Below are 14455 nucleotides of genomic sequence, written 5' to 3'. Positions count from 1 at the left end.
GGTGGCGAAGAGGCGGGAGGTGCCGATGGCCCGGTTGCTGGTGGTGGACGATGAGCCCGACGTCCGCGACCTGATCGTCAAGCGGCTGCGGGCCGACGGCCACGACGTCCTCGCGGTCGAGGACGGCTCGGCCGCGCTCGCGGCCGTGGCCCGCCACGGGCTGCCCGAGGCCGCGATTCTCGACGTCGACCTGCCCGGCATGGACGGCATCGAGCTCCTGCAACACCTGCGCCGGCACCGGCCCGACCTCCCGGCGATGTTCCTCACGGTGCTGTGGGACGGTGCCGTGGCGGCGCGGGCGCAGGAGACGGGGGCGGAGTACGTCCGCAAGCCCTTCACCGCGGAGGCGTTGCGCGCCGGGCTGGAGCGGACCCTGCAGGCCGCCGGATGACCGCTTCCCTCCTGCGGACGGCGGCGTGGGCCGCGCTGTACGTCGTGAGCACCCTCGCCGGCCGCCTGACCATCATGGACGGCTCCAGCCTGAGCCTGGTCTGGCCGGCCGCCGGCGTCTCGATCGCCTGGTTCTGCACCCAGCGCAAGGCCCGCATCCGCTGGCTCGACCCGGTCGCCCTCGCCGTGATCACCGTCGCCGTCAACATGGCCACCGGCGCCGCGCTGAGCCTGGCGCTGTGGTTCGTGGTCGCCAACCTCGTGCAGGCCGCCGTGTTCATGCGGGTCCTGGAGCGGCTGCGCCCGCACCTGTGGGGCGCCGGCGGTCACGAGCTGCTGGCCCGCTCGGCCGACCTGTGGCGGCTGCTGGTCGCCACCGGCGCCGGGGCCGGAGCCGGCGCGCTGATCGGCCCCGTCGCGGTGTGGCTGACGACCGGCCACTACCAGTGGACCGACGGCGCCGTGTGGTTCCTGCGCAACGTGGTGAGCATCCTGCTGATCAGCGCCGTCGTTTTCCGTCTGGGATACCACCATTCGACCGGCTTCCGCATCCAGCGCGCGCGACCGGGGCGCCTGTTCGAGTACGCGGCGCTCATCCTGTGCTCACTCACCGCCTACGGTGTCGGCTTCGGCGTGTCGCACCTGCCCCTCGTGTTTCCGCTGCTGGTCGTCACCGTGTGGGCGGCGCTACGGCTGCACACGACCTTCGTGGTGCTGCACGACCTCTGCCTCGGTACCATCGCCGTGCTCTTCACCCTGCACGGCAACGGACCCTTCGCCGCGGTGCCCTCACACGCGGCCCGGGCTCTCATCGCCCAGGCCTTCGTCGGCCTGATCGCCGTCGTCGGCCTGTCCATCGCCCTGGGCCGGGACGAGCGCACCGAGCTCGTGGACCGGCTCGCCGAAGCCGGTCGGGCGGCGGCGGCCCAGGCCCGCCTGGTGACGACGATCGTCGACTCGATGAGCGAGGGCGTTTCGGTGGTACGCCCGGACCTCACCTGGGTCGTCCGGAACCCGGCCGCAGTGTCTCTCCTCGGTGGAAGGACCAGCGGCGACGGCACGGTGGCCCACCCGGACCACTACGGCCTGTGCTACTCGGACGGCACCCCGCTGCCACCCGGGGAGATGGCTCACGTGCAGGCGCTGGCCGGCCACGAAGTCCGGGGGCAGGAGGTGCTGATCCGCAACGAGGGAGTACCCGAAGGAAGAATTTTGCACGTCAGCGCCACACCACTGCCCGACGACGGCGGTGCCGTGATCGTCTTCCACGACGTGACCGCCGACCGCCGCCACCGCGACGAACTCTCCTCCTTCGCCGGCGTGGTGGCCCACGACCTGCTGAACCCGCTGACCACGATCGACGGCTGGGCCGAGAACCTGGCCGACACGCTGCAGACGATGCCGCCCGACGACCCGGCCGTCCAGGACGCCGGCGACAGCCTGGCGAGGATCACGCGAGCCTCGGCCCGGATGCGCCACCTGATCAACGACCTGCTGGCCTACACGACCGCGAGAAACGCCCAGATAGCCCCCGTCGACGTGGCCCTGCACGACCTGGTGGTCGAGGTGACGAACGCCCGCACCGACCTGGCCGCCGCCGGCACCCCGCCCCCGCAGTTCACCCTGGGCCACCTGGACGACGTGCGAGCCGACCCGGTCCTGCTCCGCCAGCTCCTGGACAACCTCGTCGGCAACGCCGTGAAGTACACGGCCCCCGGCACCGTCCCGCACATAGCGATAGCGTCGAGCGTCGACGACGACGGCCGGGTCAGGGTCGAGCTGACCGACAACGGCATAGGCATCCCCCCGGGCCACCACGACGCCATCTTCACCAACTTCCACCGCGCCCACCGCTCCAGCGGCTACGCCGGCACGGGCCTGGGCCTGGCGATCTGCAAACGCATCGTCGAACGCCACGGCGGCACGATCCGAGCCACCGACAACCCAACCGGCGGCTCCCGCTTTACCTTCACCCTCCCGCCCTCCGAACTCCACCCCTCCCCGGCCCGCGTCTAGCCGCCCGCCGAGCACGCTGCGCTGCTGTGGAACCTCGGCGCGCCGAACGGCCCTCCGGGTACAACGACCGCTCGCCCAGGTCCGAGTTCGGGTCGAAGCCCCGCATCTCGGCCGCGGGGTCGGCGGCGCAGCAACGACGGCAGCGGCCGGCCGAGGTGGCGGTCGGCGTCCTCGACGGCTTCGGCGGGGGCCAACTATCGACGCGGGCGGGGTTACGCGTCGCGGCGGTGCAGGGTGATGTAGCCGCCGATCAGCGCGGCGGCCGCCCACAGGGCCAGGATTGCGACGCCTCCCCACGGCGGGAACGCCCGGTCGTAGCGGGGCGTGCCCGGCGCCCCGAAGAAGTGCAGGACGGCCAGCCCGGCGTCGTTGGGCAGGAACTGCGCGACCTTGCGCAGCCCGGGGATGTTCCCGAGACCTTGCGATTCAAGGAAGAACAGCGGCAGTTGTACTGCCAGAGCCGCGGTGGAACTCCGCAGGAGCTGCGCGATGCCGGCCGCCAGGAGGGCGATGAGCACGAGATACAGGAAAGCGCCCAGGATCGGCTCCCATTGCGGGCCGAGCCGCCGCGCGCCCAGCCCGGACCCGCCGGCGACGTACGCGGCCCCGACCGTCAGCGCCGCCGCCCCGGCCGCGTACAGGCCGACCACGCCGACCTTGGCCAGGTAGTAGCGGCCGCGGTTGGGGACGGCGGCGAGGGTGGGCCGGATGGTGCCGGCGGAGTACTCCCCGCCGACCGCGAACACCGCGAACACGACCAGCGCCAGCTGCGCCATGGTCAGGCCGTAGAACGTGGCGAAGACCGCGTCGAAGTTGTACCCCTCGTTGTCCCGGAAGCTCCGCCCGACGAGGTAGGCCAGGCCCCCGCCGACGGCGACGGTCGCGCCGAGGGTCCAGTACGTAGAGCGCAGCGTGCGCACCTTGACCAGTTCGGCCCCGAACGCGCTCACCGGCCGACCGCCTTCAGGAACGCGGCCTCGAGGGACGGCGCGCCGGCGACGAACTCGTCGACCGTCGAGTCGGCGATGAGCCGGCCCGCGGCGATGACGACCAGCCGGTCGGCGGTCAGCGCGGTCTCGGCCATGAGGTGGCTGGAGATGAGGACGGTGCGGCCCTTCGCGGCGTACTCCCGCAGCAGCGTCCGCAGCCAGTGCACTCCCTCCGGGTCGAGTCCGTTGATCGGCTCGTCGAGCAGCAGGATCGGCGGGTCGCCGAGCAGTGCCGCCCCCAGCCCGAGCCGCTGCGCCATCCCGAGGGAGAACCCGCCGGCCCGCCGCCGACCGGCCGCGGCCAGCCCGACGAGCTCGAGGACCTCGTCGACCCGCCCGTCCGGGATGCCGTTGCTGCGGGCCAGGAACAGCAGGTGGTGCCGGGCCCGCCGCCCCGGATGCGCGGAGCGCCCCTCCAGCAGCGCGCCGACGGTGCGCAGAGGCCGCTCGAGGTCCGCGTAGGCCCGCCCGCCGATCAGCGCCCGCCCGCCCGACGGCCGGTCCAGCCCGAGGATCATCCGCAGCGTGCTGGACTTCCCGGCCCCGTTCGGCCCGAGAAAACCCGTGACACATCCCGGTTGTACCGCGAACGAAAGCCGATCGACCGCAAGCGTCGACCCGTAGCGTTTCGTGAGCTCTTCGACAACGATCACGAGCCGGACGCTATGGGCCACGGCCGGCCGTCCGCAGTCACCGAAAGTCGGGCCGCGCCGCGACGAACGTCGCAGGTAGCCTGCTCGCATGCGCCGATACCTCGCCGCGGTCGGCATCGTCGGCTTCGACAGCGCAGTGCTCACGTTCGCGCATGCCGGCACCGTCCGGCCGTGGCTGCTGCCGGTCTGGGCCGCGGTGGTCGCCGCGATCCTGGCCCTGTCGCAGCGCCGCCCCGCGCTGGCGTTCCTGGCCGCGCTGCTCCCGGCCCTGGTCACCGGCGGTGCGGGGACGCTGCTGCCGTATACGGCGTATCGGGCCGGGCGGGGCACCGGCAGTACCCCCGCCGCATTGTGCTCTGCTCTTGGGGTTTTTGTGGTGGCCGAGCTCTTCCGCGCCCCCAACCCGACCTCGGTGATCATGGTCTCGGTGGCCCTCGGGTTCGTCCCGTTGCTGGTCGGCGCCTATGTGGCGCAGCAGGAACGGCAGGCGGCGGCCCTGGCCACGCACGAGCGCCTGCGCATCGCCCGGGACATGCACGACGCCCTCGGCCACCGCCTCAGCCTCGTGTCCATGCAGGCCGCGGCCCTGGAGGTGGCCGAGCTCCCGGCCCCGCACCAGGAGGCCGTCCGCCGCCTCGCGGAGCAGGCCCGCAGCGCCGCCGGCGACCTGCACGACGTGATCGGCGGCCTGCGCGCCCCGAGGCCCGGCCTGGCCGCCATCACCGACCTCGTGACGCGCGCCCGCACCGCCGGGGTTCCCGTCGACCTCACGCTCGGGGACTGCCGGCCGGAGCCGCCCGAGGAGGTCGGCGCGGTCGCGTTCCGCCTCGTGCAGGAGGGTCTCACCAACGGCTGCAAGCACGCCCCGGGCGCCCCGATCGCGGTGCGGCTCGAGTGGGAGGACGACGCGTTGCTGCTCTCCGTGGTCAACCCGGTGCCGCCCGGCCCGGTCGCGGCGCCCGGCCGCGGTCTGCTGGGCCTGGCCGAGCGGGCCGAACTGGCCGGTGGCCTGGCCGGCCATGCGGTCGTCGGCGGCGAGTTCCGCCTGTGGGCCGTCTTCCCCGCCACGCCGGCCGCCCGCCCGCCCGCGTTCGTGGGTGTCGCCCTGGCCGGCATCATGTTCGGCCTGGTACCGCTGGCGCTGCTGGTCGGTGTCGCCGGATGAACCAGCACCGGGTCCGGGTCCTGGTCGCCGACGACGAACCCCTCATGCTCGCGGGCATCCGGACGGTGCTGGAGTCGGCCCCGGACCTTGAGGTGGTGGCGGTGGCCGAGGACGGCGCGGCGGCGATCGCGGCGGCCGGCCGGGTCGACGTGGACGTGGTCCTGCTGGACGTACGGATGCCGCTGCTGGGCGGCCTGGACGCGATGCCCGCGCTGCGGGTCGTCAGTCCCGGCGCGGCGGTGGTGGTGCTGACGTCGTTCAGCGACGAGCCGAGCGTCCTGCGCGCCCTGCGCCAGGGCGCCGCCGGCTACGTCCTGAAAACGTGCACGCCGGACGAACTGGTGCGGGCGGTGCGCTCCGCCCACACCGGCGACGCGTACCTGTCACCGCCGGTGGCCCGCCAGGTCATCGGCCTGATCGGCCCTTCCGGCGCCGCGAACGCCGAACGCCGGCGCGCCGTGAGCGAACGCCTGTCGACGCTGAGCCCCCGCGAGTCGGACGTGCTCCGGCTGGTCGCCGAGGGCCTCGCCAACGCCGAAATCGGCGCCCGCCTCAACATGACCGAGCCGAGCGTCAAGACCCACGTGAGCCGGGTCCTGACGAAGCTCGACTGCACCAACCGCGTCCAGGCCGCCCTGCTCTACCGCGAGGCCACCGGATAGGGGCCGCGCGCCCGCGCGTCGCCGGCGGAAATAATGTCCGCTGTGGCGGGACCGAGGGTGACAGCGGACGACCTGGGCGCATGGCTCGTCAAGGGCAACGCCGACCAGACCGACCTGGCCGGCCGCTTCGCCCGGGACCCGAGTATCCGCAGCTGGTGTGTACAGCCGAGCTACCGCACGGCCCTGATGCGCGCCGGCCAGCCCGTGGTGTTCTGGGCCAGCGGCTCCCGGGCCGGCCTGCCCTACGGCGTGTGGGGCGTCGGCCGGCTGGACGGCGAACCGCAGCGGGACGAGCCGGGCGGCGGCCTGTGGGTGCCGCTGGACCTGGAGGTGTGGCCACCGGACCGGCGGCTGCGGCGCGAGGTGCTGCGGGCCGACGGCCGGCTCGCGGACCTGGAGGTTCTGCGGCAGCCACAGGGCTCCAACCCCTCCTACCTGACCACGGCCCAGTTCGCCGCCCTGCGGGAGTATTGCTAGGGCTGTGCCGCGGCCGCGTCGCCGTGGGTGATCCGCAGGTAGTAGCCGTCCGGGTCGGCGAGCCGGAAGTCGTACAGACCCCACGACCGCAGCTCCAGCGACGTGCTGACAACGGCCCGCTCCTGACAGCGTTCGTGGAGCGCGCGGAGCTCGTCCAGGCCGTCGAGCTCCAGCACGATCTCCACCCCGGCGCCCTTGCCGGCACTGAGCCGCTGCCTGCTGAACCCCTGGCCGTCCCCCTCCGCGGGCAGCTTCGCCACGGGCCCGAGCCCGAGCACGACCAGACCCCGGCGCAGGCTCGCGTAGTCCTCGGCGCGCCGCTCCACCGCGAACCCGAGCACGTCCCGGTAGAACTCGACGCTGACGCCCATGTCCTCCACGAACAGTTCCATCCGAAGCCGCATCCGTCGATGATCCACCAACCGGCCGGTGGTCGGCGGGGCGCCTGACACGGGGCTTAGCCGAGTTTTACGTTCGACTTATATCTGGGCCGAAATCTTGAGAGAGCGCTCTCCAGCTGCTTACGTACGAGGCAGTCGCATGCCTCAGCACCCCTGGAGGGCCTTCCTCATGCCGACCGCGCGTAACGCGTACCTCGTGCCGCCCCGGCGCCAGCCGAAGCGGCGCCGGACCCTGCTGGCGCTGCTCGCCGTGCCCGTCGCCGGCGCGCTGGCCTTCACCGTCGTGCTCACCGCGACCGCCGGGGCCGAGCAGATCGACACCGCCGGTGTCGTCCAGGCCGAGGCGTGGAATGCGCAGAGCGGGGCCCGGACCGAGAACACCGGCGACACCGGCGGCGGGCGGAACGTCGGCTGGCTCGCCGGCGGGGACTGGATGCGCTACGACAACGTCGACCTCGGCGGGGCCGGCTCGCTGAACGCCAGTGTCCGGGTCGCGGCCGGCAGCCGGGCCGGTGGGACGATCGAGCTGCGGGCCGGGTCGCAGGACGGGGAGCTGCTGGCCGGGATCCCGGTCGGGTACACCGGCGGCTGGCAGAACTGGACCACGAAGACGGCCGTCAGCACGACGGAACTGACCGGTTTCCAGACCGTGTTCCTGGTGCTCCGCAGCGCGCAGGCGAGCGACTTCATCAACGTCAACTGGCTGCAGTTCAAGCGCACCCCCACCGCGACGGTCCCGGGGTCGCCGTCGGCTTCGGTCGCGCCTTCGGCCAGTACCCCCGCCGGCTCTTCAACGGCCGGCAACGGCTGGCCCACCGTCGATGCGGCCAAGCAGAAGGCGGACACGACCGCGTTCTTCGCGCGCCGGCCGGCGCCGATCACGAACAACCCGGTGAAGGTCCCCGAGTTTCACGCCACGTGCACGGTCAGCCATCACGCCCCGGACGATCCGATCGTGTTCCCGGGCCTGGCCGGCGCCTCGCACGACCACACGTTCCTTGGCAACCGGTCGACGGGCGCGAACTCGACGGCCGACTCGCTGTTCGCGGCCGGCACGACGTGCACGCCCGCGCAGGACCACTCGGCGTACTGGATTCCGACGCTGTATCAGAACGGCAAGGTCGTGGACCCGAAGGAGGTGACCGTCTACTACGGCTCCCGCCTGAAGGACCCGAGCCGGACCCAGCCGTTCCCGTTCGGCCTGCGCATGATCACCGGGGACGCCAAGAACCAGAGCGACACCCCCGACAAGCAGGGCAACCACTTCTGGTGCGCGGGCGCCGGCGGCGAGATCGGGCGGACGGCGGACGGCCAGTATCCGATCTGCGCCAAGACGGCCGGGCTGGTCCGCCAGATCACGTTCCCGGACTGCTGGGACGGCGTCCACCTGGACAGCCCCGACCACAAGGCGCACCTGGCCAACGGCGACTCCACCGGGGCCTGCCCGGCCGGCCACCCGGTGCCGATCCCGTCGGTGTCGTTCGTGATCGCGTATCCGCTGAACACCGACACCGGCGGCATCACCCTCTCGTCCGGCAACGGCTTCTCGATGCACGCCGACTTCTTCAACGCCTGGGAGCCCGACGCGCTCGCGCAGCGGGTCCGCGACTGCCTCGACCAGGGCTACAAGTGCAACGCCCAGGGGACGTTCTAGCGCTGGTGCAGAGCCGGAGAGGTCACCCGCCGCCACGGGTGGCCTCTCCAAAGTTCTTGGTAGCAGCAAGGGCGATCCACCCCCGGCCGTGGCACCGTCGCAGACATGATCCGCTGTGTGATCGTGGACGACTCCGAGCGGTTCCGGGCCAGTGCCCGCCGGCTCCTCGCCGAGCAGGGCATTGCCGTGGTCGCGACCGCCGCGGACAGCCGTCAGGCGTTGCGAGCGGTGCAAGAGCAAGATCCGGATGTGGTACTGGTAGACGTCGGCCTCGGCACCGAGAGCGGCTTCGAGCTCGCCGCCCGGATCCGCGACCGGGCCGTCATCATGGTGTCGAGCCTGGCCCGGGAGGATCTGGCGGAGCTGCTGGCCGACAGTCCGGCGATCGGCTACCTGCCCAAGGACCAGCTGTCCGGCGGGGCGATCACGGGCCTGCTGCGGACGAAGCCGCTTCCAGGAAGGTGAGCACGGCGAGCACCCGGCGGTGCGTCTCGTCGGTCTCGGGCAGGTCGAGCTTCGTGAGGATCGACCGGACGTGCTTCTCGACGGTGCCCTCGGTGACCCACAGCGCCTTGGCCACGCCGCCGTTGGAGCGGCCCTCGGCCATGAGGGCGAGCACCTCGCGCTCCCGGGGGCTCAGCACGTCGAGGGGGTCGCGGCGGCGGTGGGCGGCGACGAGCTCCTGGACGACGGCCGGGTCGACGACGGTACCCCCGTCGAAAACGCGATGCAGCGTCTCCACGAAGTCGTCGACGTCGGTGACGCGGCTCTTGAGCAGGTAGCCGATCCGCTCGCCGCTGGCCAGCAGCTCGATCGCGTGTTCGACCTCCACGAACGCCGACAACACCAGGATCGCCACCCGCGGGAACCGCCGGCGGATCTCCCGAGCCGCGGACAGCCCCTCCGTCGTGTGGGTCGGGGGCATGCGGATGTCGACGACGGCGATGTCCGGCGCCGCCTTCTCGACCAGCTCCAGCAGGTGCGGCCCGTCGTCGGCGAGCCCGGTCACGGCGAACCCGTGCCGGTCGAGGAGGCTCGCAAGCCCCTCCCGGAGCAGCACGTCATCGTCCGCGATCACTACCGACCGGCGCAGTGCCGTGCTCGCCTCGAATGCCATCAAATCCAACATATCCCCGCAGAGCTGGGTAGACACCACCCATGCGCGGGGGGATGACCGGGCGGCTCGCGGCGACCAGCGCCCTGTTCGCCGTCATGATCTCGGTCGCCTTCGCGGTCATCCTCGTGTCGGTCTATCAGCTGCGCACCTCGGTCATGGTCGTCACCCGGGCCGAGCGGGCCGTCTCCGCCTGCAACACCCTGGAGCGCCTGGTCCTGGACGTGGAGGCGGGCCGCCGCGGATATGCCCTCACACACGACCGGGCGCTGCTGGAGCCGTGGGTGCGGGCCCAGCGCCAGATCCCGCTGCGCCAGCAGGAGCTCGCCTCGTCGGTCGCCGGCAGCCCGGTCCAGGCGGCCCGGGTGACCCGGCTCAACAGCGACGTCACCGCCTACCTCGACAACTACGCCGACCCGGCGATCACCGACGACGAGGCGGGCGAGCCGGCCAACATCGACCCGCAGTCCATCATGGACGGCCAGAAGCAGATCGCCGCGCTGCGGGCCGAGTTCGACGAGTTCATCAACACCCAGCGGGTGACGGTCGACCGGATGCACGCCGCGGCCAGCCGGGCCGGGCGGCAGGCCCTGGTCGCCGGCGTCTCCGGGCTGACGGTGGCGCTGTTCGCGGTCGCGATCCTGACCCGCTCCCTGGCGGTCATGGTGGTGCGGCCGCTGCACCGGATGGTCATGGCGGCCGACCGGGTCGCCGGGGGTGATCTGCAGGTGCGGGTGGCGACGGACGCGCCGGTCGAGGTCGGGGCGCTGCAGCGCACGTTCAACGCGATGGTCGCCGCGCTCGACCGCAACCGGGGCCTGCTCGGGGCGGTCGCGGCCGAGCAGGCGGCACTGCGCCGGGTGGCCACCGTCGCGGCCCGCGGCCGGCCCGCCGAGGACGTCTTCGCCGCCGTGACCGAGGAGGCCGGCAAGCTCTTCGGCGCCGACGCGGCGGTGCTGCTGCGCTTCGAGGCCGACGGCAGCGCCACCGTCGTGGCCAGCTGGAGCTACGACCCCGTGCACCGGATCGGTCTGGGCCCGGTCGAGCTGGACCACGGCGGCATCGCGGGCCAGGTCCTGCGCTCCGGCCGCCCGATCCGGATGGCCGGCCTGCGCAGCGCCGACTTCCTGCGGCACGAGTTCGGCGACGCGACGATCCGCTCGGCCATCGGCGCCCCGGTCCTCGTCGCCGGCCGCACCTGGGGCGCGCTGAAGGCCCTGTCCACGTGCTCGAAGTCCCTGGAACAGCACGACGCCGAGCGGGCCGCCGAGTTCACCGAGCTGGTCGCCAGCGCGATCGCCAACACCCAGGCCCGGGCCGACCTGACCGCATCCCGGGCCCGGGTGGTGGCGGCCACCGACGAGAGCCGCCGGCGCATCGAGCGGGACCTGCACGACGGCACCCAGCAGCGGCTGATCGCCCTGCTCCTGGCCCTGCGGGCGACCGAGAGCCAGGTCGCCGACGGCCTGCGGGAGCGCCTGCACGGCATCGGCACCGACCTGGCCGAGGCGATCGACGAGCTGCGGGAACTGGCCCGCGGCATCCACCCGTCGATCCTGTCCGACGGCGGTCTCAGCCCGGCCATCAAGTCCCTGGCCCGCCGCTCGCCGGTGCCGGTGGAGGTCCGCCTCGACCTGCCGTCGCGCCTGGACGCCCCGGTCGAGATCGGCGTCTACTACATCGTCGCCGAGGCCCTCACCAACGCCATCCGCCACGCGAACGCGTCGGTGATCACGGTCCGGGCCGCGATCGCCGAGGCCCGCCTGCGCCTGTCCATCGAGGACGACGGCGTCGGCGGCGCCGACCCGGCCACCGGCACCGGCCTGACCGGCCTGGGCGACCGCGTGGCCGCGCTGGGCGGCACGATGCAGATCGCCAGCCGGCCCGGCTCCGGCACCCGCCTGACGATCGACATCCCGCTCGTGACTCCCCCGCGGGGGTGAGGTGCGTTGAGGCCCCTATGGTGGCCAGCCGGTATCCGCGCCTGCGGGTTTTCCGACCAGGGAAACCCCGCTGGCCACGAGGCAACGGACACCCGTCCGCGGGCACGGTGGAACAGTCCTTCACACCCCCTTGAACAGGTGATCCACCATGACGACTCGCCCGGTCGAACCGGTGCTGTGCATGGCACTGTTCGTCTCCAACACGCCCTGCTTCTCCGACCCGGACACGGCCACCGTCCGCGCGACCGTGAACGCCACCCTGGACCGTCTCGGCCCGGAGGAGTGCTACGCCCGCGCCGCCGAGGTCTTCGGCGACCGCCCCGACGTGGCGCTGAACCGCATCCAGTGGGCCCGCTCCGTGTGCAGACGGGCCTTCACACCCGCCGCCGTCTAGGCCCTAGCCGGCCGGCTATCCGGCCGGCTGGCCGTCGAGCTTGGCCAGCAGGCGGGCCAGCTCGTCCAGCTCGGCCGGGGTCAGCGACAGCATCTCGGCCGGTGGGCGGCCGTGGATCCGCTCGGCCCGGGCGGCCTCCTGGCGGCCCCGGTCGGTCGGGATCACGAGCTTGGCGCGGCGATCCGAGGGGTGGGGCTCCCGGCGCACGAGGCCCCGCTTCTCCAGGTCGTCGACGACCACCGTCATGTACGGCGCGTCCGTCTGCAGGAGCGCGGCCAGCTCCCGCATCGTCATCGGCTGGCCGGCCAGGCGGCGCAACGCCTTGGCCCGCAGGTAGCTCATGTCCAGGGCCTCGCTGACCTCTTTGCGCCGGTCGTTGCGCTCGAACACCAACGCCAGTATGGCCTGCCAGACCGCGGCGGCCTTGGCGTCGTCCGTGTCAGGCATCGACCAGCTCCGCTTCCGGTTGGCGGCTCAGGGCCCGAGGGCTGGTTGTGAGGGTACCGATGAGCAGGATGGCGGCGCCGCACCCGGCCACGATCCACCAGCCGGCGTGGCTGGCCGGGCTGAAGCCGTCGGCCATCGCGCGGCCGTGCAGGCCGGCCGTCACCACCGCACCGAGGACGGCGATGCCCAGGACCGAGCCGAACTGGCGGCTGGTCGACGCGAACGCCGCGGCCACACCCGCCTGCGCGGTCGGCAGGCCGGAGACGGCGGTGACGGTGATCGGCGGGTTGACCATGGCGAACCCGATGCCGAAGGCGACATACGCGGTCAGGATCTGCCACAGCGGCGTGTGCGCCGTGAGCCCGCTCAGCAGCAGCCCGCTGGTCAGGATGCCGGCCCCGCCGACCAGCAGCGGCGGGCGCGGGCCGCGGGCGCCGACGAGCCGGCCGGAGAGCGGGCCGAGGACGACGGTGATCGCGGCGATCGGCAGGGTCAGCAGCCCGGCGTGCAGCGGGGAGAAGTGCCGGACGTCCTGCAGGTACAGCGTGTTGAGCAGCAGGAACCCGGCCAGTGCCCCGAACGCGGCGACGGCGATCGCCGTGGCCCCGGCGAACGGCGGGCTGCGGAACAGGGTGATGTCGACCAGCGGCTCGGGGCGGCGCGGCTCGACCACGAGCAGGGCGACCAGGGCGATCAGGGCGACGATCCCGGCGATGAGCTCGTGCTCGATGATGGCGTAGGTCGCGCTCGCGAGCAGTACCAACACGATGATCTGTCCTGGCACGTCGACCCGGCGGGGCTTGGGCGCGCGCGACTCGGGGACGAACAGGGCGGTCAGCACCACCGCGGCGATCCCGATGGGCACGTTGATCCAGAAGATGGTCCGCCAGCCGACGGTCTGCACCAGCAGGCCGCCGACGACCGGCCCGAGCGCCATGCTGATGCCGACGACGCCGGCCCACACGCCGATGGCCCGGGCCCGCTCCCGCCGGTCGGTGAAGACGTTGGTGATGATCGACATGGCCACCGGGTTGAGCATCGAGCCGCCGATCGCCTGGACCACGCGAAACGCGATGAGCCACTCCAGCGTCGGCGCCAGCCCGCAGAGCAGTGACCCGATCGAGAAGACGACGAGCCCGAGCTGGAAGATCCGCCGCCGCCCGAGCCGGTCCGCGGTGGAGCCGCCCATGATCAGGAGACTGGCCAGCACGAGGGTGTACGCGTCGATGGCCCACTGCAGCCCCGACAGCGGCGCGTCCAGGTCGCGTCCGATCGCCGGCACCGCGATGTTCACGATCGTGTTGTCGAGCCCGACGATGAGCAGGCTCATGCAGCAGATCGCGAGGATGAGCAGGCGCCGGCCACGTGTTTGTACGACCATAATAGTTATGGTCGTACAACCAACTGTCCGGCGCCACGCGTCGCGGTATTTTGCGGCTCAGATCACGCCCTAGTTCGTCGGCGCCGCGCCCGGCTGCTGCCCGTTCTGCGGTCCGCCGTTCTGCTGGCCGCCGCCGTTGGCCTGGTTGAGCGCCGTGTCGGTGATCGTCGTGGCCGTCGCCGTGTCGCCGCTGACAGTGCCGACGACGGTCACGGTGTCACCGGTCTTGATGTCGGACACGGCGTCGTTGCCGTTGTCGATGCTGGTGGACGAGCCGATGACGAACGTTGTCGCGCGCCCGTCGGCGCTCTTCGCGGTGATCGAGGTGGTGCTGATGTCGGTGACGGTTCCGGTCTGGAGTCGTTTCGTGGTGTACCCGCCATTGCCGTCGGACGCCGTGAAGTCCCCGTACAGCGCACCGGAGAGCCCACTGTTGTTGAAATTGCCCATCCCCGGCCCGCCCTGGCCGCCGCCCATGCCGCCGGGCCCGCCCGCCGGCGCCGTCGAGGCGGTGGCGTCCCCGCTCGCCGCTCTGATCACCGCGAACCCGCCCCCGCCGATCACCAGGGCCGCGACCACGCCGACGATGACCGTCTTCACCTTCGAGGACTTCGCCGCCGGCGCGGGGACGGCCGCCGGCGCGAGTCCGGCGGGCTCCGGCTGCGCGGCGCTCGCCCAGACGGGGGCGGCGGCGGGCTGCTGGTCGGTCGTCTGGCTGCTCATGGCGTCGCTCCCGCGGGTCCGGCGGCCCGCTCCGGGGGAGCCGCTC

The 14455-nt window shown here is 72.7% G+C and carries 16 protein-coding genes; 9 read left to right on the top strand and 7 right to left on the bottom strand.

Features of this window, described 5'->3' with window-relative positions; translation table 11 throughout:
• The first annotated feature begins 25 nt into the window (after window positions 1-25).
• Together ACIA8L_RS39390 and ACIA8L_RS39385 are read left to right on the top strand one after the other, a co-directional pair.
• Window positions 26-391 carry a response regulator gene (locus tag ACIA8L_RS39390; protein WP_395912685.1) on the top strand — a complete coding sequence of 122 codons (366 nt, stop codon included), beginning with the start codon at window positions 26-28 and terminating at the stop codon, window positions 389-391.
• Entirely contained in the window at window positions 388-2406 is a 2019-nt protein-coding gene (locus tag ACIA8L_RS39385; protein WP_395912683.1) for an ATP-binding protein, read from the top strand. Before ACIA8L_RS39390 ends, ACIA8L_RS39385 begins: the two co-directional genes overlap by 4 nt.
• 212 nt (window positions 2407-2618) lie before the next feature.
• Here the strand turns inward: ACIA8L_RS39385 and ACIA8L_RS39380 are convergent, their stop codons facing one another.
• Entirely contained in the window at window positions 2619-3356 is a 738-nt protein-coding gene (locus ACIA8L_RS39380) for a hypothetical protein (RefSeq protein WP_395912681.1), read from the bottom strand.
• Window positions 3353-4048, bottom strand: coding sequence for an ABC transporter ATP-binding protein (locus tag ACIA8L_RS39375; protein ID WP_395912679.1), 696 nt, complete (start codon window positions 4046-4048; stop codon window positions 3353-3355). The genes ACIA8L_RS39380 and ACIA8L_RS39375 overlap by 4 nt, the downstream gene beginning before the upstream one ends.
• A gap of 88 nt (window positions 4049-4136) precedes the next feature.
• On the opposite strand from ACIA8L_RS39375, the gene ACIA8L_RS39370 reads away from it, so the two are divergent.
• From ACIA8L_RS39370 to ACIA8L_RS39360, 3 genes are read left to right on the top strand one after another with little or no spacing between them, the layout of a single operon-like run.
• On the top strand, window positions 4137-5213 hold the full coding sequence (locus tag ACIA8L_RS39370; RefSeq protein ID WP_395912677.1) for a sensor histidine kinase: 1077 nt from the start codon (window positions 4137-4139) through the stop codon (window positions 5211-5213).
• Complete coding sequence (locus ACIA8L_RS39365) at window positions 5210-5875, top strand: response regulator (protein WP_395912675.1); 666 nt, start codon at window positions 5210-5212, stop codon at window positions 5873-5875. Before ACIA8L_RS39370 ends, ACIA8L_RS39365 begins: the two co-directional genes overlap by 4 nt.
• 57 nt (window positions 5876-5932) lie before the next feature.
• Window positions 5933-6352 carry a hypothetical protein gene (locus tag ACIA8L_RS39360; protein WP_395912673.1) on the top strand — a complete coding sequence of 140 codons (420 nt, stop codon included), beginning with the start codon at window positions 5933-5935 and terminating at the stop codon, window positions 6350-6352.
• On the opposite strand, the gene ACIA8L_RS39355 is transcribed toward ACIA8L_RS39360, so the two are convergent.
• Complete coding sequence (locus ACIA8L_RS39355; protein ID WP_395912671.1) at window positions 6349-6756, bottom strand: VOC family protein; 408 nt, start codon at window positions 6754-6756, stop codon at window positions 6349-6351. The genes ACIA8L_RS39360 and ACIA8L_RS39355 overlap by 4 nt on opposite strands.
• Before the next feature lie 166 nt (window positions 6757-6922).
• Between ACIA8L_RS39355 and ACIA8L_RS39350 the strand changes: the two genes are divergently transcribed.
• Both ACIA8L_RS39350 and ACIA8L_RS39345 read left to right on the top strand, forming a co-directional pair.
• Window positions 6923-8407, top strand: a complete 1485-nt coding sequence (locus ACIA8L_RS39350) for a DUF1996 domain-containing protein (protein ID WP_395912669.1) — start codon at window positions 6923-6925, stop codon at window positions 8405-8407.
• Between the two features lie 105 nt (window positions 8408-8512).
• Window positions 8513-8872, top strand: coding sequence for a response regulator transcription factor (locus ACIA8L_RS39345; RefSeq protein ID WP_395912667.1), 360 nt, complete (start codon window positions 8513-8515; stop codon window positions 8870-8872).
• On the opposite strand, the gene ACIA8L_RS39340 is transcribed toward ACIA8L_RS39345, so the two are convergent.
• Window positions 8832-9524, bottom strand: a complete 693-nt coding sequence (locus ACIA8L_RS39340; protein WP_395912665.1) for a response regulator — start codon at window positions 9522-9524, stop codon at window positions 8832-8834. The genes ACIA8L_RS39345 and ACIA8L_RS39340 overlap by 41 nt on opposite strands.
• Before the next feature lie 41 nt (window positions 9525-9565).
• Between ACIA8L_RS39340 and ACIA8L_RS39335 the strand changes: the two genes are divergently transcribed.
• Together ACIA8L_RS39335 and ACIA8L_RS39330 are read left to right on the top strand one after the other, a co-directional pair.
• Window positions 9566-11464: a CHASE3 domain-containing protein gene (locus tag ACIA8L_RS39335; protein ID WP_395912663.1), complete on the top strand. Its 1899-nt coding sequence runs from the start codon at window positions 9566-9568 to the stop codon at window positions 11462-11464.
• Between the two features lie 148 nt (window positions 11465-11612).
• The gene (locus tag ACIA8L_RS39330; protein WP_395912661.1) at window positions 11613-11858 is read left to right on the top strand and encodes a hypothetical protein; all 246 of its coding nucleotides are present in this window, start codon (window positions 11613-11615) and stop codon (window positions 11856-11858) included.
• Between the two features lie 15 nt (window positions 11859-11873).
• Here the strand turns inward: ACIA8L_RS39330 and ACIA8L_RS39325 are convergent, their stop codons facing one another.
• From ACIA8L_RS39325 to ACIA8L_RS39315, 3 genes are all read right to left on the bottom strand, one after another.
• Window positions 11874-12305: a MarR family winged helix-turn-helix transcriptional regulator gene (locus ACIA8L_RS39325; RefSeq protein ID WP_395912659.1), complete on the bottom strand. Its 432-nt coding sequence runs from the start codon at window positions 12303-12305 to the stop codon at window positions 11874-11876.
• The gene (locus ACIA8L_RS39320; RefSeq protein WP_395912657.1) at window positions 12298-13686 is read right to left on the bottom strand and encodes an MFS transporter; all 1389 of its coding nucleotides are present in this window, start codon (window positions 13684-13686) and stop codon (window positions 12298-12300) included. Before ACIA8L_RS39320 ends, ACIA8L_RS39325 begins: the two co-directional genes overlap by 8 nt.
• 69 nt (window positions 13687-13755) lie before the next feature.
• Window positions 13756-14409 (bottom strand): hypothetical protein, encoded by a 654-nt coding sequence (locus ACIA8L_RS39315; protein WP_395912655.1) that lies wholly within the window; start codon window positions 14407-14409, stop codon window positions 13756-13758.
• Window positions 14410-14455 lie beyond the last annotated feature (46 nt).

The sequence above is a fragment of the Dactylosporangium sp. NPDC051541 genome (assembly GCF_044454505.1).
Taxonomy (GTDB): Bacteria; Actinomycetota; Actinomycetes; order Mycobacteriales; family Micromonosporaceae; genus Dactylosporangium.
The sequence above is the reverse complement of the archived record's forward strand: the minus strand, read 5'-3'. Positions and strand labels throughout refer to the sequence as shown.

Coding starts and splice junctions, on each gene's coding strand:
- ACIA8L_RS39390 (WP_395912685.1), top strand. CDS start 26: ATGGCCCGGTTGCTGGTGGTGGACGATGAGCCCGACGTCCGCGACCTG.
- ACIA8L_RS39385 (WP_395912683.1), top strand. CDS start 388: ATGACCGCTTCCCTCCTGCGGACGGCGGCGTGGGCCGCGCTGTACGTC.
- ACIA8L_RS39370 (WP_395912677.1), top strand. CDS start 4,137: ATGCGCCGATACCTCGCCGCGGTCGGCATCGTCGGCTTCGACAGCGCA.
- ACIA8L_RS39365 (WP_395912675.1), top strand. CDS start 5,210: ATGAACCAGCACCGGGTCCGGGTCCTGGTCGCCGACGACGAACCCCTC.
- ACIA8L_RS39355 (WP_395912671.1), bottom strand. CDS start 6,756: ATGCGGCTTCGGATGGAACTGTTCGTGGAGGACATGGGCGTCAGCGTC.
- ACIA8L_RS39350 (WP_395912669.1), top strand. CDS start 6,923: ATGCCGACCGCGCGTAACGCGTACCTCGTGCCGCCCCGGCGCCAGCCG.
- ACIA8L_RS39345 (WP_395912667.1), top strand. CDS start 8,513: ATGATCCGCTGTGTGATCGTGGACGACTCCGAGCGGTTCCGGGCCAGT.
- ACIA8L_RS39340 (WP_395912665.1), bottom strand. CDS start 9,524: ATGGCATTCGAGGCGAGCACGGCACTGCGCCGGTCGGTAGTGATCGCG.
- ACIA8L_RS39335 (WP_395912663.1), top strand. CDS start 9,566: ATGCGCGGGGGGATGACCGGGCGGCTCGCGGCGACCAGCGCCCTGTTC.
- ACIA8L_RS39330 (WP_395912661.1), top strand. CDS start 11,613: ATGACGACTCGCCCGGTCGAACCGGTGCTGTGCATGGCACTGTTCGTC.
- ACIA8L_RS39325 (WP_395912659.1), bottom strand. CDS start 12,305: ATGCCTGACACGGACGACGCCAAGGCCGCCGCGGTCTGGCAGGCCATA.
- ACIA8L_RS39320 (WP_395912657.1), bottom strand. CDS start 13,686: ATGGTCGTACAAACACGTGGCCGGCGCCTGCTCATCCTCGCGATCTGC.
- ACIA8L_RS39315 (WP_395912655.1), bottom strand. CDS start 14,409: ATGAGCAGCCAGACGACCGACCAGCAGCCCGCCGCCGCCCCCGTCTGG.